This window comes from Streptomyces pimonensis, from assembly GCF_041380215.1.
Lineage (GTDB): Bacteria > Actinomycetota > Actinomycetes > Streptomycetales > Streptomycetaceae > Streptomyces > Streptomyces pimonensis.
The window spans coordinates 69,819-93,745 of the sequence record NZ_JAHWZY010000024.1 but is presented as its reverse complement, the minus strand read 5'-3'; the positions used below and the strand labels follow the sequence as shown (position 1 = coordinate 93,745).

Annotated in this window: 11 protein-coding genes; 10 read left to right on the top strand and 1 reads right to left on the bottom strand. The window is 71.0% G+C overall.

Features of this window, described 5'->3' with window-relative positions; all coding sequences use genetic code 11:
* Positions 1-190: 190 nt before the first annotated feature.
* Positions 191-712: a DUF4396 domain-containing protein gene (locus KYY02_RS22735; RefSeq protein WP_371240709.1), complete on the top strand. Its 522-nt coding sequence runs from the start codon at positions 191-193 to the stop codon at positions 710-712.
* Positions 713-776: 64 nt separating this feature from the next.
* On the opposite strand, the gene KYY02_RS22730 is transcribed toward KYY02_RS22735, so the two are convergent.
* The gene (locus KYY02_RS22730) at positions 777-1,250 is read right to left on the bottom strand and encodes a GbsR/MarR family transcriptional regulator (protein ID WP_371240707.1); all 474 of its coding nucleotides are present in this window, start codon (positions 1,248-1,250) and stop codon (positions 777-779) included.
* A gap of 93 nt (positions 1,251-1,343) precedes the next feature.
* Here KYY02_RS22730 and KYY02_RS22725 point away from each other — a divergent pair, with 93 nt between their 5' ends.
* From KYY02_RS22725 to KYY02_RS22685, 9 genes are all read left to right on the top strand, one after another.
* Positions 1,344-2,273 (top strand): ABC transporter ATP-binding protein, encoded by a 930-nt coding sequence (locus tag KYY02_RS22725; protein ID WP_371240704.1) that lies wholly within the window; start codon positions 1,344-1,346, stop codon positions 2,271-2,273.
* 52 nt (positions 2,274-2,325) lie between these two features.
* Positions 2,326-3,096, top strand: a complete 771-nt coding sequence (locus tag KYY02_RS22720; protein ID WP_371240702.1) for an ABC transporter permease subunit — start codon at positions 2,326-2,328, stop codon at positions 3,094-3,096.
* Positions 3,097-3,219: 123 nt separating this feature from the next.
* Complete coding sequence (locus KYY02_RS22715) at positions 3,220-4,410, top strand: cytochrome P450 (RefSeq protein WP_371240701.1); 1,191 nt, start codon at positions 3,220-3,222, stop codon at positions 4,408-4,410.
* A 327-nt stretch (positions 4,411-4,737) separates the two neighbouring features.
* A complete protein-coding gene (locus KYY02_RS22710; protein ID WP_371240734.1) occupies positions 4,738-7,584 on the top strand; it encodes an ATP-binding protein in 2,847 nt (948 codons plus the stop codon).
* A 237-nt stretch (positions 7,585-7,821) separates the two neighbouring features.
* Complete coding sequence (locus KYY02_RS22705; protein ID WP_371240700.1) at positions 7,822-8,322, top strand: hypothetical protein; 501 nt, start codon at positions 7,822-7,824, stop codon at positions 8,320-8,322.
* A gap of 34 nt (positions 8,323-8,356) precedes the next feature.
* Positions 8,357-8,869 (top strand): hypothetical protein, encoded by a 513-nt coding sequence (locus tag KYY02_RS22700; RefSeq protein ID WP_371240699.1) that lies wholly within the window; start codon positions 8,357-8,359, stop codon positions 8,867-8,869.
* Positions 8,870-8,966: 97 nt separating this feature from the next.
* Positions 8,967-10,388: a PfaD family polyunsaturated fatty acid/polyketide biosynthesis protein gene (locus KYY02_RS22695; RefSeq protein WP_371240698.1), complete on the top strand. Its 1,422-nt coding sequence runs from the start codon at positions 8,967-8,969 to the stop codon at positions 10,386-10,388.
* Positions 10,385-11,251 carry an ACP S-malonyltransferase gene (fabD, locus tag KYY02_RS22690; RefSeq protein WP_371240697.1) on the top strand — a complete coding sequence of 289 codons (867 nt, stop codon included), beginning with the start codon at positions 10,385-10,387 and terminating at the stop codon, positions 11,249-11,251. Before KYY02_RS22695 ends, fabD begins: the two co-directional genes overlap by 4 nt.
* A gap of 67 nt (positions 11,252-11,318) precedes the next feature.
* Entirely contained in the window at positions 11,319-23,927 is a 12,609-nt protein-coding gene (locus KYY02_RS22685; RefSeq protein WP_371240696.1) for an SDR family NAD(P)-dependent oxidoreductase, read from the top strand.

Genomic DNA, 23,927 nt, shown 5'->3' with positions numbered 1-23,927 from the left:
CGCCTGCCGGCGTCCGACAGCGGGCGACGCCGTGTTCCGGTCGGCCGACGCGGGCCGCACCTGAAGCATGCTGCGCCGGCAGACGACGCCAGCGGAACACCACTGGAGGAATACCCCTAGGGGGTATAAAGTCAGTGGTGTGGGCAACCGACAGCGGCCCCTGCGCAGAACGGATCGGGGTTGAGGATCGATGAAGCACAGCATGCACCACCACACCGCGGCGCACGGCCACACCGCCCACCAGGACCATGGTCTGCGTTCCGGCGGTCATCACGGGGGAGCGTCCTGGTCCACGGCGGTGAAGGCGACGCTGCACTGCCTGACCGGGTGCGCCATCGGCGAAATCCTCGGCATGGTCATCGGCACCGCTCTGCTCTGGGGCAACGTCGAGACGATGATCCTCGCGATCAGCCTGGCCTTTCTGTTCGGCTACTCCTTCACCCTGTTCGCCGTCGTGCGCGCCGGACTGTCCCTCAAGGCCGCGATCAAGGTGGCCCTGGCCGCCGACACGGTCTCCATCGCGGTGATGGAAGCGGTCGACAACGGCATCATCGCCCTCACGCCCGGCGCCATGGACGCCCACCTCGGCGACGGACTGTTCTGGGGCGCCCTGCTCGGCGGCTTCGCCATCGCCTTCCTGATCACTACCCCCGTCAACAAGTTCATGATCGGCCGCGGCAAGGGTCACGCCGTCGTCCATGCATACCACTGACATCGACAGTGGTGCGCAGGTTCCGGTGGCCATGGCTCACCACTGACTGCGCGCCGACGGGGGGTCAGCGTTCGTCGGCCTCGTACTGCTCCCGCCACTTGTCGATCAGTGCTGCCATCTCGCGCTGCATGAAGCCGTAGAAGTCCTGCATCTCGTCCAGTCGGCGGCCGACGACGCTGTCATGACCCGCTGCCTTGAGGCCTTCGGCGGCAGCGTTCCACATGCTGTCGAGCAAGGCGTTCTGGTTGCCCATCAGGGTCGCCCACGCGTGCTCTCGGAAGCGGTAATGGTCGCGGCGGCTGCCGGGTGCCGGTACTCGTTCGATCATACCCGTCGGGATCAGCTGGTTCACCGCGCCGGACACCGCACCGCTGCTGATGTGCAGTTCCTTGCAGAGATCGGACGCCGTCATCGTCTGCTGCTGGGTGAACAGCAGGGCAGTCATGACGCGAGCGGTGGTCCTCTGCATGCCGCTTTGGGCGAGTGTCAGCGCGAGGCGCTCCGCGCACTCGCGTAGTTGGGTGTCCTTCTCGTCCATCAATGCCCTCCTCTTGACGAGTTCTTATCATACCGACCGCCTCGAAAACTCAAAGCATTTACAGATCTCTGAACATTCGATAGATTGCGCACCATGGAGAACGTAATCGAGCTCCGGGAGCTCACCAAGACCTATGGCACGCGCCGCGGCCTGGTCGACCTCAGCCTCGACGTTCGGCGGGGGGAGGTCTTCGGCTACCTCGGCCCGAACGGGGCCGGCAAGTCCACCACGATCAGATTGCTGCTGGATCTCATCCGTCCGACATCGGGCCGGGCGTCGGTGCTCGGACTCCGGCCACGGGAGGACGGTGTGGAACTGCGCCGGCGGGTCGGCTACCTGGCCGGTGACTTCGTCTGCGACGGTCGGCAGAACGTCCGCAGTTACCTGCGCTTCCTGGCTGCCCTGCGGGGAGGTGTGCCCGAGGCGCGCATCGATGAACTCGCCGAGCGGCTCGGCCTCGACCAGACCGCCAGGATCAAGAAGCTGTCCAAGGGCAACCGCCAGAAGGTCGGCCTCGTACAGGCCTTCATGCACACGCCGGAACTGCTCGTCCTCGACGAGCCCAGCTCCGGACTCGATCCGCTGGTGCAGCAGAGCTTCCTCGACATGGTTGCCGAGGCCCGGGCCGCGGGTCAGACAGTCTTCATGTCCAGCCACATCATGAGTGAGGTCGAAGCGGTCGCCGACCGTGTCGGCATCATCCGCGACGGACGCCTCGCCGCCCTCGACACGGTGTCCAACCTGCGCACCGGCGCCGTCCGCGACATCGAGGTCACCTTCGAGACGCCGGTGCCGTCGACGGCGTTCGCCGCGCTGCCGGGTGCGGACCGACTCCACCTCGACCCGGCCGGAACCACGCTGACGGGCCAGATCTCCGGCAGTCCGGACGCCTTGGTGAAGGCCCTGGCGCAGCACACCGTCACAAGTCTGCGCGTCACCGAACCGGCCCTTGAGGAACTGTTCCACAGCTACTACGCGGAGGCCGAGAGCGCGCCCCGCACGGAGACGGCGCGCGCCGTCTGACGACGCAGCCGTCGCCGCCAGAGAACCGTACCGAAGGGACAAGGGACAACCGATGAGCGCCGCTATCCTCACCAAGTACCTCTCCGACAGCCGACGGAGCCTGACCGGCTGGGCGGTCGGGACAGCGGTGGTCGGCATGGTGTACGCCAGCACCTACCCCTCGCAGCGCGAGAGCACGGCGAATCTGCCCGAAGCCCTGCGCGAGGGGCTCAACATCGACCAGACCGCCGCGGGCTACATGCACGCCAGCGTGTTCGGCACCATCCTTCCGCTGCTCGCCATGATCTACGGCGTGACCGCGGGCACCCGTGCAGTGGCCGCCGAGGAGGAGACCGGCCAGCTCGACCTGCTGCTCGCCCATCCCGTCACCCGCACACAGCTCGCGATCGAGCGCTTCGGCGCGCTGATCGCCGGCGCGTTCGGCATCTCCGTCCTGGTGTGGCTCGGCCTGCTGGTGGTCCGCAGCGGCGCCGAGCTGACGAGCATCACCCCCGTGGAGTTCCTCGCCCAGTGCCTCAACCTCGCTCTGCTGGCAGTCCTCTTCGGAGCGCTCACCATCGGCCTCGGAGCGGCGATCGGCCGTAGGGCGGTCGTCCTGGTGGTGAGCGCCGTGATCGGTGTCGTCTCCTACACCGCGCACACCTTCGCCGGCCAGATCGGGGCGGACTGGCTCGCCTACGTCTCGCCCTTCCACTACTACATCGGGGGTGAACCGCTGCGGCACGGCTTCCAGTGGGCGGACGCGCTGGTTCTCCTCGTCGCCGCGGGGCTGCTGTTCGGGCTCGGTGTGCGCCGTTTCAACCAGCGGGACATCAACAGCTGACTTTGGCGGAACCGAGACCCCCGAGGCTCTGGGGTGGGTGCTGGGGGAGACCCCAGTGTGCGCCCCGGGGCCTTCTCGCAAGGCTGCATCGACCGACCCGTCCTGCAAGGAAAGGGTGATGGGGTGTCCACGACAGACATCGAGATCCCGCCGCAGCCGAACGTGAACGACCCGGCGATCTACGACTGGTACCGCATGATGCGCGACGAGCATCCCGTCCACCGGGACCCCGCCACCGGGTGGTGGGTGGTGTACCGCTATGCGGATGCCCGGCACGTCCTCACCAACCCCGGGATTTACTCGTCCGAGATGCACCGGATGGGCTTTCCCGAGTCCGGGCTGGAGAGCCTGCCGCAGATGGATCCACCGCGACACACCCGTGTGCGTCAGATACTGAGCACGGCGTTCACGCCTGCGTCGATCGCCGCGTACGAGCCGCAGATCGTGCAGCGGACGCACGAGATCGTGGACGAGATCGTCGGCCGAGACCAGGTGGACCTGGTGGCGGATCTCGCTTATACTGTGCCCATTGCCGTCATCCTCGAAATCCTCGGCCTGCCGGCCGAGGATCGCGTGCTTTTCTACGACTGGGCCCGCAAGGTCATGAACGTGACCCCGGAGGAAATGGCGCAAGAGGGGTACCTGGAGGCGCTCGGCGAACTCCAGCAAGAAGCCATCTCGTACTTGCGGGATCGGGTGCGTGAACGGAAGAACAAGGACTCCGACGACATGCTCACGCGTCTGGCCAACGCGGAGCTCGACGGTGACCGGCTGACCGAGGACGAGACGGTCAACTTCGCGAATGTGATGTTCGCCGGCGGACACATCAGCACCACCATGACCATCGCCAATACGGTCGATCTGCTGGATCTCAATCCGGATGCGCAGGCCGAGTTGCGTCAGAACCGTGACCTGATCCCACAGGCGGTCGAGGAGGTGCTGCGGCACCGGCCTCCGATCACCACCGGCCTGCGCGCGTCGACGCGGGAGGTGGAGCTGGGTGGCGTCACCATCCCGGAGAACCAGCACGTCGCGGCCAGTTTCTGCTCCGCGAACCGGGACGAGCGGCAGTTTCCCGACCCGGAGGCCTTTGACATCCACCGTCGCAGCGAGGGGCGCCACTTCGGCTTCGGATTCGGTACGCACCACTGTATCGGCAACGCCCTGGGCCGGTTGGAGACCAAACTCGTCCTGAACGTCCTGTTCGACCGGTTCAAGGAGATCGTGGTCGACCGGGACGGTGACCTCGCCTGGGCCGTCCCACCGCAGATGGTGGGTTTTGACAAGTTGCCGGTCTTCCTGCGACCTGCCTGACGGCGACCGCACGGATTGAGCCACCCCTTGTCGGCCATGGCTGACGAGGGGTGGCCATGTCGCTCTCTGGGCACTCGATCGAAGTCGCAGGACGTTCCCCTTTTTTAACGCCTTCCTAATGTGGTTCGATAGAGGAGCCGTGGCGGTGTCATGTGTTAAGTTCCGGTGGGTGCTGTCGAGCGCGGTGATGTGAGGACGGGGGATGCGTCACGACTGCCAAGGCTGGAATGGAGAAGCCGCACACCGAAAAGGAGCGCAACTCTGTTGTGCTTTCCCTTTCCTGGAATTTTCCCGGTCTCTTTGACTTTCCATCAAGGGGTGTGGCGCATGCGGCAGGAATTCCTGCTTCTGCAACGTGATCGTGAAATAGACCTCATTCGGACGGGTGTGCGGCAGGCGCAAGGTGGCGACGGCGCGGTCATCATGTTCGAGGGAAGCCACGGGGCGGGCAAAACCAGCCTGCTCACGGCGGCACGCCAGGAGGCTGAGAAGTCCGGTTTACAGGTGTTCCAAGCCCGCGCAGGAGAGCTGGAGCGCGGCTTCGCCTGGGTGGTGGTACGTCAACTCTTCGAGCACTGTCTCAACGCCGAGGACCGTATGCCCTGCGACGGATTGCTCGCCGGTCCGGCGGCACTCGCCGGCAGCATCTTCGACTACGCCGACCCGGACCGGATCAGTGAACCGCCCCAAGGGGACGCCGGACTCTACCGGATCCTGCACGGCCTCTACTGGCTCTGCAAAAACCTTTCTTCCGCTGCTCCCCTCATGCTGCTCATCGACGACGCCCACCATGCCGACACCGCTTCCCTGAGGTTCGTCAACTACCTGGTCAACCGACTGGAGGGCAGCGGTGTCCTGCTTGTGCTCACGCACGCGCCCGACGTGCCCGTCACAGCGCAGGAACTGCTCCTCTCCGTCAGCCGGTCCCCGCTGGCCCGCCACGCGGTGCTCGACCCGCTCGACCGGGAATCGGTGCGCGAAGCCATCACCGTGCGGCTCGGCGGCACCCCACACGAAGACGTGACGGCCGCCTGTCTCACCGCCAGTGACGGCAATCCCCTCCATCTCATGGAACTGCTCGACGAGATGGGCCGACGCGGCATCGCGCCGGAGAAGCCGGCCGCTGACACGGTCCCGAGCCTCACACCCGCCCGTATCGCCAAGGAGGTGACGCGTCTGCTGCACCGCCTGCCGTCATCCGCGCAAGCCCTCGCCTACGCGGTGGCGGTTCTCGGTGACGACGCGGATTCCGGTCACTGCGCGGCGGTGGCAGCGCTGGACGACAACGCCGTGCTTCAGGCGGCGGACGCACTGCGCGAAGCCGACATCCTCAACCCCGGTGTCCCGTACGGCTTCCGGCGTTCCGTCGTACGGCAGATCGTGTACGCCCAGATGTCCTCGGAAGCTCGCAACGGCGTCCACGGCCGGGCCGCCCACTCGCTGCACGCCGCCGGTGCCGACCTGACCACGGTGGCCGAGCACCTGTGCCGCACGGAGCCCGGTCGTGACCCCTGGGCGGTCAGGACCCTGCGGGCCGCCGCGGTCGAAGCGATGCGTCGGGCCGAAGCGGCGAAGGCGACCCGGTACCTGCGCCGTGCACTGGCTGACTCCGCCGCCGAGCGCGACCCCTGGATACTGGGCCAACTGGGATCAGCGGAACTGCGTGCCCGGCAGGCCACGGCGATCGAGCACCTCCGTGAAGCGTTGCGCCGCACGCACGCCCCGGTCGTCAGGAGCCGCCTCCGCCTCGAACTCGGGCTGGCGCTGACCGCCTCCGCCCGCTACGAGGAGGCACTAGCGCTGCTGGCGAACACGGGCTCCTCGGGCCCGGGGCCCACCTCCACGGAGTCAGTGGAGCAGACCGCGCGTACCGCGGCAGCGGTGGTGTCCCGCATCATCCCGGGGCGCCGCCGGGCCGGACTGCGGATCGGCGGCACCGCGCCGCGGTCGCACGTGGCCATAGAGGCGCTGTCGCGAGGGCGGCCGTCTCACCGCGTGGCCCGGCTGGCCGCTGCCGCTCTTGCCGACGGGGTGCCGTCGTGCGATGAGGACACGGAGCTGACGGATGCCATTGTCGCCGCCTGGGCCATGAACCAGTGCGACGGCGCCGAATCAGCGGAGCGCGTTCTGCGTGACACCGCGCGCAAGGCGTTCGACGCCGGCCAGTTGCTCGCCTCGGCCACCGCCTGGAGCATGCTCAGTGGGGTGCTGCTGGACACCGGTCGGCTGATGGAGGCCGAATCGGCCGCGCGTCAGTTGTTGCGGCAGCAGGGCGACTGCTCGCTGATGCTCGCGTGCGTACCGTTGGCTGCCGCAGCCCTCACGCACTGCCTCATCGAAACGGACCGGTTGCCGGAGGCGGAGAACATACTGCGCGACAACGCTCTGTCCGAGGGCCTGCCGCAGACAGCCCTCTTCGTACCCCTGCGGATCGCGCGCGTCCGTCTGCACCTGCGCCAGGACCGCTTCCAGGTCGGACTGCGGGAGTTGGCCGAGTGCCGTGACCAGGCGAGACAGGAAGGCTGGCTGTATCCGTCCGCCCCCTGCGAGTACCTGTCGGACGCCACCAGGGCCCTCTCCATCACCATCGGGCCACGAGCAGCCCACAAGCTCGCCGTCGACGTCACCGAACGTGCCCGGGCCTTCGGCGCCGCCCGGCCCCTGGCAGCCGCCCTGCGCACACAGGGTGAAATCGTCGGGGGAGAGGAGGGACTGGAGATGCTGGAGAACGCCGACCATCTCCTCATGTCCACGCCCTACCAACTGGAACGGGCGCGCATACTCGTCGCGCTCGGCGCGGCACTGCGGCGCCAGGGGCGGCGCGGCGCCGCCCGGCGACGCCTCAAGGAGGGCATGGACATGGCCCACCGCACTGGCGCGTCCGTGCTGGAGGCCACTGCCTCGGCCGAACTCCGCCTCGCCGGCGTGCGGCAGATCAGGAGCGCACAGCAGCCTGCACCGCTGACACCCGCAGAGGAGCGAGTGGCGCACAAGGCGGCTGCCGGGCTCAGCAACAGGGAGATCTCACAGGCGCTGTTCGTCACGGTCAAGACGGTGGAATGGCACCTCAGCCAAGCGTACGCAAAGCTGGGGATCGCGAAACGGGGCGAGCTGTCCCGAGCACTGGCCACCGGATCGTCGCCATCTGACGACGACATCTGCAGTTCTGCTTGAACCGACCTCCACCCACCTTTCACAGCACCGCGGGCGCCCCAGTGGGCGCCCGTCGCCGTGACCGGAGCCCACGTGGTTGAACGGCCCTTCGGCTCACCCGAGCTGGGGTTGCTGCTGGGGAAGTTCCGGGGGCGCACACAGGCCCCCGTCCACCAGGCTTGCCGCCGGACCCACCAGGCGAACACGCTTTCTGATTGCCTGCCGGGCCGACCGCATGCCGATTCGAAGGGCGGGACCGTGACCAGCACGACGGACAAGAGCTACGCCACGCTGACCGGGGCCGAACGGATGTTCGTGGACGAAGTGGCGCGGCACTATCACGAGGCGCACGGTGTGACCTGGGAGAAGGGCCGGGCCATGGCATGGATGATCATCAGTGACCCGATCGAGCAGACGCTGCCCCAGATATGCGCCGCGGTGGACGCCGCCCCGGAGGACATCGAGCAGCTCATCGAGCAGCTGACGCTCGCCGGCCTGTACCAGCGCATCGAGACGCCCGGTGAGGCGACCCGCTACCGGCTGGTCGACGACGGCTACCCCAAGGCGGTCTCCGACACCTTCGCCAGCTGGCCCGAGTACCACCAGATCTTCCGGTTCGGTCTCGAAGTCCTCGCCGACGCAGACGACACCCGGCGCCGGCGGATCGCGGAGATCGAGGAGCTCTTCGGGCACATCGTCGGCGACCTGGCGGACATGTCCAGGCGCTGGGAGGAGCACCGCCGTACCGCTGCTGCCTGACCGACCGCCGGACGCATCGAGAGGAGAGCGCACCATGACCGAGCAGACCGCTCCCGCCATCCTGCCTGAGGGTGAGCAGGCCTTCGTCGAGAAGGTCGCCCAGTACTACTTCGAGAACGACGGAATGCCCCACGACCGCGGTCGTGTGGTCGGTTACATGATGATCTGCGACCCGCCGGAACAGACCGCCGCCGACATCGAGAAAGTCCTCGGCGTACCCCGGGCCGCGATCGACCGCATCGTCGACCAGCTGACCCCGGAGAACGACCCGGTCAGCGTCTTCGAGCGCACGGGATCCCTGGGGGAGAACTACACGATCCGGCTGCGGGAGAACAGTTGGGGCCCCAAGGTCCGGGGCATCTTCTCCGAGTTCCCCGACTTCCACCGCATCGCCGCCGACGGACTCACTGCCCTCCGGTCCGAGAACGTGCCCGAGGAGCGCCTGAGGCGGCTGGCCAACATGGAGCGTTTCCTCGGCTTCGTCAGCGCCGAGATGCCCGCCATCCTCGAACGCTACGAGCAGCGCAAGGCCGGCTCCGCCGGCTGACCCCGGCCCGGCCGGCGAGGACCGGCCCGGTCAAGGCCCGGACACCGGGCCGCACACCAGGAGCGGCCGAACGCGGTACAGACAGGACGGGGCACAGATGACCACATCGCTCGTGCGGGCCGACCGGACGGCCGAGGAGCGTGGCGACATCGGCGCGAAGGACCTCGGTAGCGCGGCGTTCCGCGCCGATCACGGTGTGCGCTACGCCTATGCCGCAGGCTCGATGTACAAGGCGGTGGCATCCGAGGAACTGGTCATCCGGATGGGCCGGTCCGGTCTGCTGGCCTACTTCGGGGCGGGAGGCCTGCGCGCCGACCGGGTCGTCGCCGCCGTCCGGCGCTTCGAGCGGGAGATCGGTGACGGTCCGTGGGGGGTCAACCTCCTGGCGTCGCACGAGAACCCGGCCAGGGAACAGGAACAGGTGGAACTGTTCCTCCAGCACCGGGTCCGGCGGGTCGAGGCGGCTTCGTTCATCGTTCCGACGCGGCCCCTGGTCCAATACCGGGTCAGCGGCCTGCGCACGGCACCCGACGGCTCCGTCCACGTCCCTCACCGGGTCATGGCCAAGGTGTCGAGGCCCGAGGTGGCGCAGCACTTCCTCGAACCTCCGCCGCGCCACCTCGTCGACGCCCTGCTGGCGGACGGAGCCGTCACTGCGGACGAGGCGGCTCTGGCGGAGCGGATCACCCTCGCCGACGACCTGTGCGCCGAGGCCGATTCCGGCGGCCACACCGACCAGCGACAACTGGTGGTGCTGCTGCCCGACATGGTGCACCAGCGCGGCCGCGCGGCCGCGCGGTTCCCCTCGGCCGCGCGGGTCCGGGTCGGGGCGGCAGGCGGGCTGGGAGTACCGGAGGCGGTGGCGGCCGCGTTCGTTCTGGGCGCCGACTTCGTGCTCACCGGCAGCATCAACCAGTGCACCGCCGAGTGCGGTACCAGCAATCGTGTGAAGGACATGCTCCAGCAGGCCGAAGTGCACGACATGGCCGTCGTGCCGGCCGGCGACATGCTGGAGACCGGAGCCCGTGCCCAGGTGCTGCGCCGTGGCCTGTTCTACCCGGCGCGCGCCAACAGGCTCTACGAGCTTTACCGCCGTCACGACTCGATCGACGACCTCGACGACCGCACCGCCGACCAGCTCCAGCGCCGTTACTTCCGACGGACCTTCGACCAGGTGTGGGAGGAGACCCGCGCCTACTACGCGCAGGCCAATCCCGCATCGCTGCACCGTGCCGAGCAGGATCCCAAGCACAAAATGTTGTTGATCTTCAAGGCCTACTTCGTGCAGTCGATCCGGCTCGCCATGAGCGGTTCCGAGGAACACCAGGTCGACTACCAGATCAACTGCGGCCCCGCGCTCGGTGCCCTCAACTCCCGTCTGCGCGGCACGCCGCAGGAACACTGGCGCGAACGCCACGTCGACGAGCTGGCCGAGCTGCTGATGCGGGGGGCGGCCGACGTCCTCACGCAGCGGCTGGCCGGCCTGACCACCGCCACACCCCACGGGAGCCGAACGTGACCGTCGCCCACCTCTTCGCCGGACAGGGATCCCAACGCGTCGGCATGGGAGCCGAACTGTTCGCGTCCTATCCCAATCTGGTCCGTCAGGCGGACGCCGCGCTCGGCTACTCGATCTCCGATCTGTGTCTGAACGGCCCGGCGGAACGGCTGTCGGACACCCGCTTCACCCAGCCCGCCGTATACGTCGTCGACGCCCTCGCCTACCTGGACTCGGTGCGCCGGACGGGCGTCATCCCCGATGTGGTGGCAGGTCACAGCCTGGGCGAGTACGCCGCGCTCTTCGCCGCGGGCGCCTTCGACTTCCGTACCGGTCTGGAGATCGTGGCGCGGCGCGCGGAGCTCATGGCCGACGCCGGGCCCGGTGCCATGGCGGCGGTGATCGGACTGGAGGAGAACGCGGTACGGGACGCCCTGGCGACCGAGGACTGTGGCGTCGACATCGCGAACCTCAACGCGCCCGACCAGATCGTCGTCTCGGGCACGCCCGACGACGTGCGCAGGGTCTCGAAGGTGCTGTCGGAACAGGCGAGCGCGGTCGTCCCGCTCGCTGTGAGCGGGGCCTTCCACTCGCGGCACATGCGCCCGACGGCCGAGCGCTTCGAGCGGTTCCTGCGGGCGTACGTGTTCGGGCGATTGAAGATCCCCGTCATCGCCAACACGACCGCTCAGCCCTACGGCGAAGGCGACCTGCCCGCTTTGCTCTGCCGTCAGCTGTGGTCCCCCGTCCGCTGGACCGAGACCGTGCACCACCTGCTCGTACAGCCAGGCTCCGACCTGCGTGAGATCGGCCCGGGCAATGTGCTCACCGGTCTGACCCGGCGCATTCGCGCGGCACGCGAGGCCGCGGCGGCGAGCAATTGACGGGCGGTCCCGGTCGGGGACCGGATGCCCGGCAGTGCCGAGAACCGGACTGGAGGAGCAACGGAGCATGAAGCCCAACGCCGTCACGGGTGATTTCCGCGTCACACGAGCCGATGTCGCGGCCTTCGCGGAGGCCGGCGGGGACAGGAGCCCGTTGCACGTCGACGAGGCATACGCGCGCCGAACCCCCTTCGGGCAACCAGTGGCCCATGGGGCGCTGTGTGTGCTCCAGGCACTGGCCCTGCTCCCCGTCCGGTCCGGGCTGTGCCTGACACAGTTGCGGGCGCGGTTTCCCGGACCGGTCTACCCGGACCAGGCCTACCGATGGGAGGCGCACGTCGCCCCGGACAACTCGGCCGGTACGGTAAGCATCCTCGACGGCCGGCGTGCCCTGGCCGAGATCGAGGTCCGGTACGCGGAAGGGACCGTGCACGCCGCGCCGGTCAGGCCCGCGCGGCGACGGTTCGCCGCCGAGGCCGCGGGCCTCACTGTGGACGATCTGGTGGTCGGTGCGGAGTCGGGCGTCCGCTACCGCCCCGACTGGCCGGCGTTGGGCCGCTTCGTCGACGACCGGGGGATCGGGGACCGGGGGGTCGGTGTGGAGCATGCGGCCGTACTGGCCTGGGCGAGCCAGCTCGCCGGCATGGAAACACCCGGTCGCGCCGCCCTGGTCGGCGGAATCGACGCCGACTTCGAACAGTGCGCCGGCAAGCGTGGGTTCTCGGCACGGGCGGTGCTCGCGGACGTGGACCCGCGTTACCGCTCGGTGCGGCTGACCGGCGACGTGACCGCCGGACACACCACGGCACGCGTCGAGGTCCGCGCGTTCGCCCGGCGCGAGACCAGGGCGCCGGACCCGGACAGGCTGCGTGGCCTGCTCGAGAAGGGCGGTGCCGATGCCCGGCCGCTGAAAGGCCGGACGGCCGTGGTGTGCGGCGGCAGCCGCGGACTCGGCGCCGCACTCGTCCAGGCCCTCGCCGTGGCCGGAGCCACCGTCCATGTGGCCTACCGTGACGGCACGGCCGAGGCCGAGGCCCTCGTCGCAGGGCTCGGACCGGACGGCACCCGAGTGCACCTGCACCGGGGAGACGTCGGTGACCCCGCCTGGTGCACCGAGCTGAGGCGGGCCGTCCACGACAGGAGCGGAACCGCCGATCTGCTGATCCTCAACGCCGGTCCGCCCGCCCGGCCGATGGACGTGCATCCGGACACGGTCGTGCGTTCCGGTGAGCACGTGGCGGAGGCGATGCGGCTCGCCCAGGCATCCCTCGCCGCGTTCGCCGATCACCTGACCACAGGCGGCCTGGTCGTCACCGTCTCCTCGGCCTACGCGCACACTCCGCACCGTGGTCTGTCCCACTACACGGCCGCCAAGCGAGCGGTGGAGGGTCTCACGGAGGCCGTTGTCGCCGACGCCCCCGGCCTGGCAGCACTGGTCGTCCGGCCGCCGCGTCTGGCCACCACCTTCGCCGACAGCGTGGCCGACGACACGGCCCTCGACGTCGAACCCGTCGCCGCTGCCATCACTCGCCGCATCGCCGCCGGAGTCGCCGCGGGCACCACCCGGGTACTCTCCGACTTCGACGTGCCAAAGGTGCCAAGCCTGCCGGAACCGCCGGATGCGGCGGGCGGGGAAACCCCGGACCGCCCCAGGTGCGCGGGGACGAACGGATCGGCCGCTGAGAACGCTCGAGCCGGTGACCCGGCGGACAGCCTCGTGGTGGCGGCCACCTTCACCACGGACCCGCTCCACCCGTCCCTGGCCCACTGGTGCGAGCGGCTCGGCCTCGATCTGGCCGTACGGCCGGCCGCGTACGGCCAGGTGTTCCAGGAACTCCTCGACCCCGCAAGTGCGTTCGCGGCCAACCGGCGGGGCTGCAACGTGGTCCTCCTGCGCGTCGAGGACTGGCCGGAAGGGGCCGAGGGCGAGCGCACCGTCGACGAGTTCTGCGCCGCGGCGCGCACGGCCGCGGCCCGCCTGCCGGTGCCGCTTCTTGTCGCCCTGTGCCCGCCCTCGCCGCCGGCCGTCGCCCGCCGCGGAGACGACCTCGAGGCGCTCGAGGAACGCCTGCTGCGTGCACTCGACGCGGTCGGCGGAGTGCATGCGGCCCGGCTGACGGACCGCGGCGACGGCCACTGGGTGACCGATCACCACGATGCGGCGCGGGAGGAGCACGCGCACATTCCCTACACTCCCGAGGCCTGCACCGCTCTGGGCACCGCGGTGGTTCGCCTCGTGCACGCACTGCTCGCCCGCCCGTACAAGGTGCTCGTCCTCGACTGCGACAACACCCTCTGGCGCGGAGTGTGCGCGGAGGACGGCCCGCTCGGAGTGGAGCTTGGAGAGGCCCACCGCCGCCTGCAGGAGTGGGCCGTGCGCCGGCACGACGAAGGCGTGCTCGTCTGCCTGGCCAGCAAGAACACCGCGAAGGACGTCGACGAGGTGTTCCGTCTGCGCCCGGAGATGCCGTTGCGGCCCGAGCACATCGCGGCCCGCCGCGTCGACTGGAACGCCAAGGCCGCCAACATCGAGGCCCTCGCCCGCGAACTCGGTGTCGGGCTCGACTCCTTCGTCTTCCTCGACGACAACCCGGTCGAGGTGGCCGCCGTCCGTGCGGCGACGCCTCAGGTGCTGGCCCTGGGCCTGCCCGCCGGTGAGACCGACTGGGACGCCTTCCTCGCCCGGTTGTGGGCCTTCGACCGCACCGAGGTGACCGATGAGGACCGGCGGCGCACGGAGATGTACCGGGCGGCCCGGCACCGGGCGGAGGCCCGTGAGGAGGCACCGTCGCTGGCGGGCTTCATCGAAGGACTCGGTCTGCGCGTCGACGTCCACGAGGCCCGCGACAGCCAGCTGGCCCGTGTCGCCCAGCTCACCCAGCGCACCAACCAGTTCAACCTCGCCCCGCTGCACAGGACCGAAACGGAACTGCGCGGCCTGCTCGCAGGCGGCGCACGGTGCTGGGTGGCCGAGGTCGCCGACCGGTTCGGCGACTACGGGCTGGTGGGCGCCGCGCTCACCCGAGAGGAGGGCGACCGGATCCTGCTCGACACGTTCCTGCTGAGCTGTCGGGTCCTCGGACGGGGCGTGGAGCACGCGTTCCTGTCCGCCGTCGCCCGCGCCCTCACCACCGAGGGCGGCCCTGCGGTCCTGGCCGCACGGCACCGCCCCACCGACCGGAACGCGCCCGCCCGCTCCTTCTTCCGAGCCGCGATGGGGGAGGAGTCGGACCAGCAGCCCGATGCGGACGGGGCAGGGTGGCACCAGGCACCGCTCCACCGCCTCGCCGAGCTGATGTTCCGGCCCGACGACGGGCCGGAACCCGAGGACGCAGACCTGGAACGCCGCGCCGTGCCCTCCGGTGCCGATCGAGTCGGGGACGCCGGCCGGCGCGCCGCCCTCGCACTTCTGGCGACCGGGCTGACCGACACGGCGGCACTCCACCACGCCGTCACGGGTGAGCCGTCCGCCGTGGAGGTGACCGCCGCGGTCCCGGCCGGTCCGGACGACCGCGCGTCCGGTCGTCCCGAGTCGTTCGACGCCGTACGGGCCGTGGTGTCCCGGATCAAGCGGGTGCCCTTCGCCGAGCTCACCCCGGACACCACACTGGAGTCCCTGCGACTGGAGTCCCTCGAGATCGTCGATGCCACCGTCGCACTGGAGAAGGACTTCGGACGGCTGCCGAAGACACTGTTCTTCGAGCACCGCACCCTCGGTTCCGTCGCCCGCTCCCTGGCGTCCTCGCCCGCCGTTCCGCCTCCGACGGCCTCCGTTCCACGCCCCGCACCCGTGGCCGGGCCGTCCCCCACCCGGGCCGTCGCACCGACGCCGGCCCACAGCGCCGCCATCGCACCCGACGACGGCATCGCCGTCGTCGGCATCGCGGGCCGCTACCCCGGAGCGGACGATGTCGCCCAGTTCTGGGAGAACCTCAAGGCGGGCATCGAATCGCTCACCGACGTCGCCGTCCGCTGGGAGCACCGGAATGTCGTCGATCCGCGCGGCGGCCCCGCCCGCACCTACACCTCGGCCGGCGGACTCATCAGCGGTGCCGACGAGTTCGATGCCTTGTTCTTCCAACTCGCACCGAGCGAGGCGGAGACGATGGACCCGCAGCAGCGCCTTTTCCTCCAGACCGCCTACCATGCCGTGGAGGACGCCGGACACACCCCTGCCGACCTGGGCCGCGACGTCGGGGTCTACGTCGCTTCCATGGGGCCGGACTACGCCGTACTGAGCGCCAACGCGGCCCTGGACGGCCACAGTCGGTATCCGAACAGCGACCTTTACCAGATCGCCAACCGTGTGTCGTACTTCATGGACTTCACCGGACCCAGCATCGCGGTCGACACGGCCTGCTCCGGGTCCGGCGTCGCCCTGCAGCTCGCCTGCGACGCGATCCGTGCCGGAACCGTCTCGGCCGCCCTCGCCGGCGGAGTCAACCTCATCCTGCACCCCGCGCGGCGCATCCAGTACGCGCAGCTCGGCATGGTCTCCCGGTCCGGTCGGTGCAGGCCCTTCGGTGCGGACGCGGACGGCATGGTGACCAGCGAGGGCGTCGGCGCCGTGCTGCTGAGGCCTCTTCGCGACGCGCTCGCCGACGGCGACCACGTCTACGGTGTCATCAGGGCGATCGGTGCCAACAGCGACGGACGCACCAACGGTTTCACGGTGCCCAACCCGCAGGCCCAGGCGGACCTCATCGCGCGGACCCTGCGCCGGGCAGGCACCGCTCCGTCCACCGTCGGATACGTCGAGGCCCACGGCACCGGCACTCCGCTCGGGGACCCCATCGAGATCCGAGGCCTGAGCAAGGCGTACGTCGGTGCCCGTCCCCCCGCGCCGATCCCCGTCGGCAGTGTGAAGGGGAACATCGGCCACACCGAGGCGGCGGCCGCCCTCGCGGGACTGACCAAGGTGCTCCTGCAACTGCGGCACCGCACTCTGGTCCCCTCCCTGCACTCGCAACGCCTCAATCCCGACATCGACTTCACGGCCACGCCGTTCCGCGTCCAGCAGTCCACCGCCGCGTGGCCTGCCGCCCGGGACGGGGCCCCGCGACGCGCCGCACTCAGCTCCTTCGGCGCGGGCGGCGTGAATGTCCACCTCGTCGTCGAGGAGGCACCGGTCCCGTCCCGGGCCGTCCCGGCGTCCACCGGAGCCGAACTCGTCGTCCTGTCCTCGCGTGACGAGCAGGGGCTGCGCCACGCCTGTGCCCGGCTCGCGAACCGGCTGCGCACCGCGGGAGCGGAACTCCGGCTCACGGACGTGGCGTTCACCCTGAGGGAGGGGCGCGAGCACTTCGGTACCCGCCTTGCTCTCGTGGTCACCGGGCTCGACGAACTGGCGGACCGTCTGGAACGGCTTGCCGGGCCCGGCGGAGAACTGGACGAGGACGCGTGGGAGATCACCGGTGCGGTGCTGGGCCGGCTCGACGACGGAAGCCGGCTCGACGACGTCTTCGACGGGACACCGGGCGCCACCGATGTCCTGCGCGCCTTCGCCGACCGCGGTGAACTGGACAAGCTCGCCCGGCTCTGGTGCCAGGGCGCCCGGCTGGACTGGTCGGAGGTCCTGCCGTCCGCCGGAGCCCGGCGGGTGTCACTGCCCGGTTACCCGTTCGCCCGCACGCGGCACTGGCTGCCCCGGCCCGACACCGGCGCCCGGCCGGTTGCGCGGACGGCCCCGCCCCGGCGCGCCGAACTGTACGTTCCCGACTGGATCCCGGCCCCCTCCCCGGCTGCGGCAGCAGTACCCCGGCAGGACACCAGGGTGATCGTGGTGGGCGATGCGCCCGAGTGGTCCGAGGGTGCGGACCATCGGGTGGCGCGTCCGCACGACGTGTCCGGACTGGTCGGCGGTGACCGTCACACGGTCGTGGTCGACCGCCGTGGCCTGGACCGCGCCGTCGAACCACCGGCCCGGAAGCTCCAGGAGACGGCGGACACGCTGGACGTCCTCACGGTCCTCGCCGACGAGGGCCGGTCCCTCACCTACGTCACCCTGGTCCGGCCCGACCGGGACGACCCCGCGGCAGCTCTGACCACTGGGTTCGGGCGGGCCCTGGAGCGAGAGGCGCCGGGCTTCCGCTCGGTGCGGATCGAGACCGACGCCGACGAACCCGACCTGACGCAGGTGCTGTCCCTCGTCGCCACCGGCGCGCCGGAGATCCGGGCGGGCGGTCCAGACCGCTTCGTACGGGCATGGGCCGGGGCCACCGTCCCCGCCGGGGAGGCCCCGCCGCTCCGACGGGGCGGGCACTACGTCGTCACCGGAGGCGGCGGGGGCGTGGGGCGCCTGCTGACCGCGTACCTCGTCGAGGAGTGGGCGGCCCGGGTGACCTGGGTGAGCCGCTCCGGTGAGGAGACCGCGCCCGGCGGCACGGTGCGGTGGACACGCGCCGACGCGACGGACCCCGACGCCCTTGCCGCCGCTCTGTCGGCCGCGAGAGAGGCGTACGGACCCGTCAACGGCGTGTTCCACGCCGCCGGAGTCCTGAACGACGGTGCGGCCCGCACACGCACCCCGGACGAGGTACGCGCCGTGCTGGCGCCGAAGACCTGGGGCTGCCTCGCTGTGGACGAGGCCACCGCCGACGACCCACTGGACTTCTTCATGCTGATGTCGTCGTTCGTCGGGACCCTGGGCAACGCCGGGCAGACGTCGTACTGCGCCGCCAACCGCTTCCTCGACGCGTTCGCGGAGCACCGCGCGGCCCAGGTGGAGCGAGGAGCACGGTCCGGCCGGTCGGTGTCCGTGGCCTGGCCGTTGTGGAGCGACGGGGGGATGGACATGCCGCCCGCCGTGCGTCGCCTGACCGAGACCACGCTCGGGCTCGTCCCGATCGACACCTCGGCCGCGCTGACTGTCCTGGAGGAGGCGCTGGTCCTCGGCCGCCCTCGTGTCCTCGTGGGCTTCGGCGACCAGGAGAAGATCAGTGCCGCGCTCGGTGTCCGTCCGGCACCACCGCGACCGGACGGTGGGGCCCGGACCGCTGCGGCCCCGGGCGACGTCCGGGCACGGCTGCGCGACCTGCTGCGCGGCGAAGCCGCGGGCCTCGTGAAGGTTCCGGCCGAACAGATCGGCGACACCACCGAGTTCGGCGACTACGGTTTCAACTCCCTGCTGTTCACCGACTTCGCCAACCGCCTCAACGACCGGCTCGGGCTGTCACTCACCCCGGTGGTGTTCTACCAGCACTCGACCGTCGTCGCGTTGACCTCGGCGCTCCTCGACCGCGCCGCACCCATCCTCACGGAGCCGGACGGATCCGCCGTACCCGCCGTACCGGTTGAACATGGCGCCCCTGCACCGGCCGAACCCGCTGTCGTCGTGACTCCCACCCCGGCCGCGGCCCCCGGCCGCGGGAAGCACGGCACCATGCCTCCGGTCGCCGTCATCGGCATGGCGGGCCGCCTGCCGGGATCGCCGGATCTGGACGCCTACTGGACCCACCTGATCGAGGGGCACGACCTCGTCACCCCGGGCCCGGCGGAACGCTTCGGTGTCTCTGTGCCGGCCGGCGGGTTCCTCGACGACATCCTCGGCTTCGATGCGGAGTTCTTCGCCGTCTCCCCCCGCGAGGCGCGGTTGATGGACCCTCAGCAGCGGCTGTTCCTGGAAGCCGCGTGGCATGCGGTCGAGGACGCCGCGCTCCGTCCCTCGTCGCTCGCCGGCAGCCGCACGGGTGTCTTCGTCGGAGCCACGCTGTCCGACTACGCCGACCTGCTCGGCAGGGCGGGTGAGGAAGTGGCCGCCCACAGCATCACGGGGCACGTCCAGAGCGTCATCGCCAACCGCCTGTCGTACCTGCTGGACCTGCGCGGCCCCAGCGAGGTCGTCGACACCGCCTGTTCGAGCTCCCTCACCGCGCTGCACCGGGCACTCGGCGCCCTGGAGGCCGGGGAGTGCGACCTCGCCGTCGCCGGCGGCGTGAACGCCCTGTTCTCCCCGGCCTGGTTCGACTCGCTGGGCCAGGCCGGGATGCTGTCGCCGACCGGCCGGTGCTGGACCTTCGACGAGCGGGCCGACGGGTTCGTGCGCGGCGAGGGCGTCGGCGTCGTCGTCCTCAAGCTCCTGGACCGGGCCCTGGCGGACGGCGACCCGATCCGTGCCGTCGTCCGGGGCAGCGCCGTGAACCACGGCGGCCGGGCCCACTCCCTGACCGCGCCCCGCCCCGAGGCCCAGGCCGAGGTCGTCACTGCCGCGCTGAACAGGGCCGGAGTCGCCCCGCGCACCATCTCCTACGTCGAGACGCACGGCACCGGCACCCGCCTCGGCGACCCCATCGAGATCGCGGGTCTGACCACCGCCTTCGAACGCTCGAGCGAGGAGGCGGACGGCCCCTGGTGCCACCTGGGCGCTGTCAAGGCGAACATCGGGCACCTGGAGTCCGCAGCGGGCGTCGCCGGTCTGCTGAAGGTGCTCCTGGCCCTCGGGCACCGGACACTGCCGCCCAACGCCGTGGGGGAGCGGGCCAATCCGCACCTACGGCTGGACGGCACCCCCTTCCGGGTGCTGCGCGAGCCCCAGCCGTGGCGGCCCCTCGACCCGTCCGGGACGCCCCTTCCCCTGCGCGCCGGAGTCAGTGCCTTCGGCTTCGGCGGGGCCAACGCCCATCTGGTCGTCGAGGAGCCGCCCGCCGTCGAACCCACCGCCCGGCCCGAACCCGGCCGGGACCACGTGCTGGTGCTGTCGGCCCTCGACGACGCCCGGCTGCGGACCCACGCCCAGCTGCTGCGCGACGAACTCCGACGCGACCGACACACGTTCGCCGACCTCGCCCACACTTCGCGGGTCGCCCGCGATCCGATGCCCGCCCGGCTGGCGCTGGTCGCTCCCGGCAGCCCCGAGGCCGTGGCCGCGCTCGACGCCTACCTCGACGGCCGTACCGCCCCGGGACTGCACACGAGCGCCACCCGGCCCACGGCATCCGGTGGCACGGACCTGCATGAGGCGGCCCGCCGCTGGGTGGCCGGCGAGGACGTCTCCTGGCCGGCCGAACCGCACCGGCGCCGAGTCCCCTTCCCGGCCCGCCCTTTCGACCACTCCATGCGGTACGGCCCGCACACGCTTCTGCAGGCAGCGGGCATCGACGGACCCGCGCGGACTCCGGATACCGGTGGCATCGCTCCGGGCACCGGCGGACTCACGCCGTACACCGACGGTACCGCTCCGGACCTGGACGCACCCGCCACGCGCACCGGCGCAGGAGTACAGCGTCCGGAATCCCTCCGGCTTCTCGCGCGGGCCTGGACGCCCGCACCGGCCCCTGCGCCACGGACGGGCCGGCCCAGCAGGCCCGCGGCCACCCTGGTCCTGGTCGGCGCGGAGGCCGGGCCCGGACTGGCGGAGGAACTGGCGGGACTCGACGGACACGACCTCGTCGTCCTGCGCGAGCCGTCCCCACTGCCGCTGCCGTGCGCCCGCACGGTGGAGGCCGACCTCGACGACCGCGAGGAGACCCTGCGCGCGGTGAACGGGGCACTGGCCGTCCACGGACCGTTCGACGTGGTCATCGACGCGGTCGACGCCCTCGCCTCCGTGGAAGGCCCGCCCCGGCACGCGGGCCGGCTGGCGCTGCTCCAGGAACTGCTGTCCCGGGCCAGGGAGCACCCCGTCACCGTGGTGCACGTGCGTCCGACGGCCGCGACCCGCTCCGCCGACCAGGGGAACGGGGTCCTCGCAGCGGCGCGCACGGCCGGCTGCGTACGGGCCCTGGGCGCGGAGTACTCCGCCGTCACCGCCGTCACCGTCGAGTACGACGCGCTGCCCGACGGCGTGCCCGGCCCGGTGGCCCTCGCCGCCGCCGAACTCGCCGCCGACCCCGCGGCGGAACCGGCCGAGATCCGCTACACCCACGGCACGCGCCGGGTGGGCAGACTGGAGCCGATCGCGGCACCGGCCGCCGGACTCGAGGGGACCCTCGGAGCCTTCGCCGTCACGGCGGAACGCCCCTACGTGATCACGGGCGGGACCGGAGGTCTGGGCATCGCCGCCGCCGAACTGCTCGTCGCGCGCGGAGCCCGGAGGCTGGCCCTCATCGGCCGCCGCGCTCTGCCGCCCCGGGAACAGTGGGCAGGGGCGGGCCCGGACGCATGGTGGAAGGCATGCACGGACGCCATCACCCGTATGGAAGCGGCCGGGGCGATGGTCCTGGTGGGCCACGGCGCCCCGGACCGGCTGGCCGGGTTCCTCGACGAGGTGCGCGCTGCCTTCGGCACACCCGCAGGAGTCCTGCACTGCGCTGGTGCGGTGTCTCCCACTCCCGCCTTCGTGCGCAAGGACCCGTACGAGTTCGACCTCACGTGGGAGCCCAAGGGGCCGGTACTGGCGGCACTCGACCGGGCGCTCGGGGAGGACGAGCCGGACTTCGTAGTGCTCTACTCGTCCGTCTCGGCACGGATGCCGCGACTCGCCGTCGGCCTCAGCGACTACGCCGCCGCCAACGCGGCCCTCGACGACTACGCCGAGTTCGCCGAAGCCCGCGCCCGTCATCAGGGCAGCGCCACCCGCTGGCTGTCCCTCGCCTGGGGCAGCTGGTCCGGCGTCGGCATGGGCGAGGTCACCACTCCTCGCTATGCCGAGCTGGGACTCGTCCCCATGAGCCGCGAGGAAGGGCTGGCGCTCCTGGACGCCGCGCTGGCCACACAGGAGCACACCACGCTGGCGGCCGTCGCCACCCGGGCTTCCGAAGTCGGGCACACCCCCACGGTCGAGTCGGCACCCGGCCCGGCCGTCCGCTCCGGAGCAGCGCACGCAGCGCCTAGGGATCGGGACGTCGAGCGGCCGGAAGGAGGCGACGACCGGCTCGTCGACCGCTGCGCCGACCACATCACGGACGTCCTGGCCGAGGTGCTCGGGACCCCCCGGGACCGTATCGCGCCCGGTCGGCCGTTCGCCGACCTCGGCGTCGACTCGATCCTCATCGCGAGCATCGTCGTCCGGTTGGAGAAGACCACCGGAGCCCCTCTCGACCCGTCCGTCGTCCTGGAACATCCCACGGTCGAACGGCTCGCCCGCCACCTGGTCCGCGTCCACCGCGAGGGCCTCGCCCGCTGGGCGGCCGAGCCCTCCGCGGAGCGGTCCGCGTCGGCCGCGCCGAGCGTCTTTGCCAGGTCCGCACCGCCACCGGCCGAGGGCCGGCCCGACGCTGAGCTCCCTCTTGAGTCGACCCCCGACGGCTCCGGGAACCACACCTCTTCCCACCCGGCACCCGTGCCGTCTCCCGCAGACGTACCCGCCCCGGCCCCCGGCACAGGCGTGCCGCTGGCCGTCATCGGCATGGCCGGCAGGTTCCCCGGTGCCGCGGACACGGCGGCCTTCTGGGACCTGCTGTGCCACGGCCGGTCCGGCATCCGCGAGGTCCCGCGCAGCCGGTGGGACGTGGCCTCCCGGTACTCGCCCGAGTACGCGCCCGGCATGAGCATCAGCAAGTGGGGCGGTTATCTCGACGGCATCGAGGACTTCGACGCCGCCTACTTCGGCATACCGGAGGCGGACGCCGCACACGTCGACCCCCTGATCCGGCTCTTCCTGGAGACGGCCGAGACGGCCATCGCGGACGCCGGGTACCGGGGTGAGGAGCTGAACGGCCGCGCGGTCGGTGTCTTCGTCGGCTCCGGCACCAGCACCTACGCGTCCCGCATCGCGGTTCCCGGCCGGGCGACCGCGACCGGGCTCAACCAGAACTTCATCGCCGCCCACCTCGCCCACCTGCACAATCTGCGCGGCCCCAACCTCGTCGTGGACACGGCCTGCTCCTCGTCGCTGTCCAGCCTCCACCTCGCCCGGCAGGCACTGCAGCTCGGCGAGTGCGAGATGGCGATCGTGGGCGGTGCCGACCTGCTGCTGGACGAGACGCCCTACCTCGCGCTCAGTGCGGCCCATGCCCTGTCGCCCGACGGCAGGTGCCACGTCTTCGACGCGTCCGCCAACGGGTTCGTGCCCGGTGAGGGCGTCGGCGCGGTCCTGATCAAGCCGCTGGCCGCAGCCCTCGCCGACGGTGACCGGATCCTCGCGGTGATCGAGTCGACGGCCATGAACAACGACGGCCGCACCATGGGCCTGACCACGCCCAGCCCCGACGCCCAGCAGGCGGTCGTCCGCGAGGCGCTGCGCCGGGCAGGTGCGGACCCGGCGAGTGTGTCGTACGTCGAGGCACACGGCACCGGGACCATGATCGGTGACCCGATGGAACTGCGGGCGCTGACGAGCGTGTTCGCGCAGGCCACCGACGAGCGACAGTTCTGCGGCGTCGGCAGCGTCAAGTCCAACGTGGGGCATCTGCTGATGGCGGCGGGCATGGCCGGTCTCCAGAAGATCGTGCTCTCCCTCCAGCACCAGCAGCTGCCGCCCACCCTGCACTGCGACCGCCCCAATCCGCGCTTCGCCTTCGAGACGTCACCGCTGCGCGTCCAGGACCGGCTGGAACCCTGGCGGCCCCGGCACGGAGTGCGCCGGGCCGGCCTGAGCGCGTTCGGCTTCGGCGGAACCAACTGTCACGTCGTCCTCCGCGAGCCCGTGGGCCCCGAGGAGACGGGCCGACAGGCTCGGCGGACGCCCCTGCCGCCGCCCGTGTTCCAGAGGCGCCGGCACTGGGTGGAGCGCACCGGCCCGGACGATCCGCCGCGCAGTGCGCCCCGTCCCCTGCTCGAGCTGGAGGAACTGATCTAG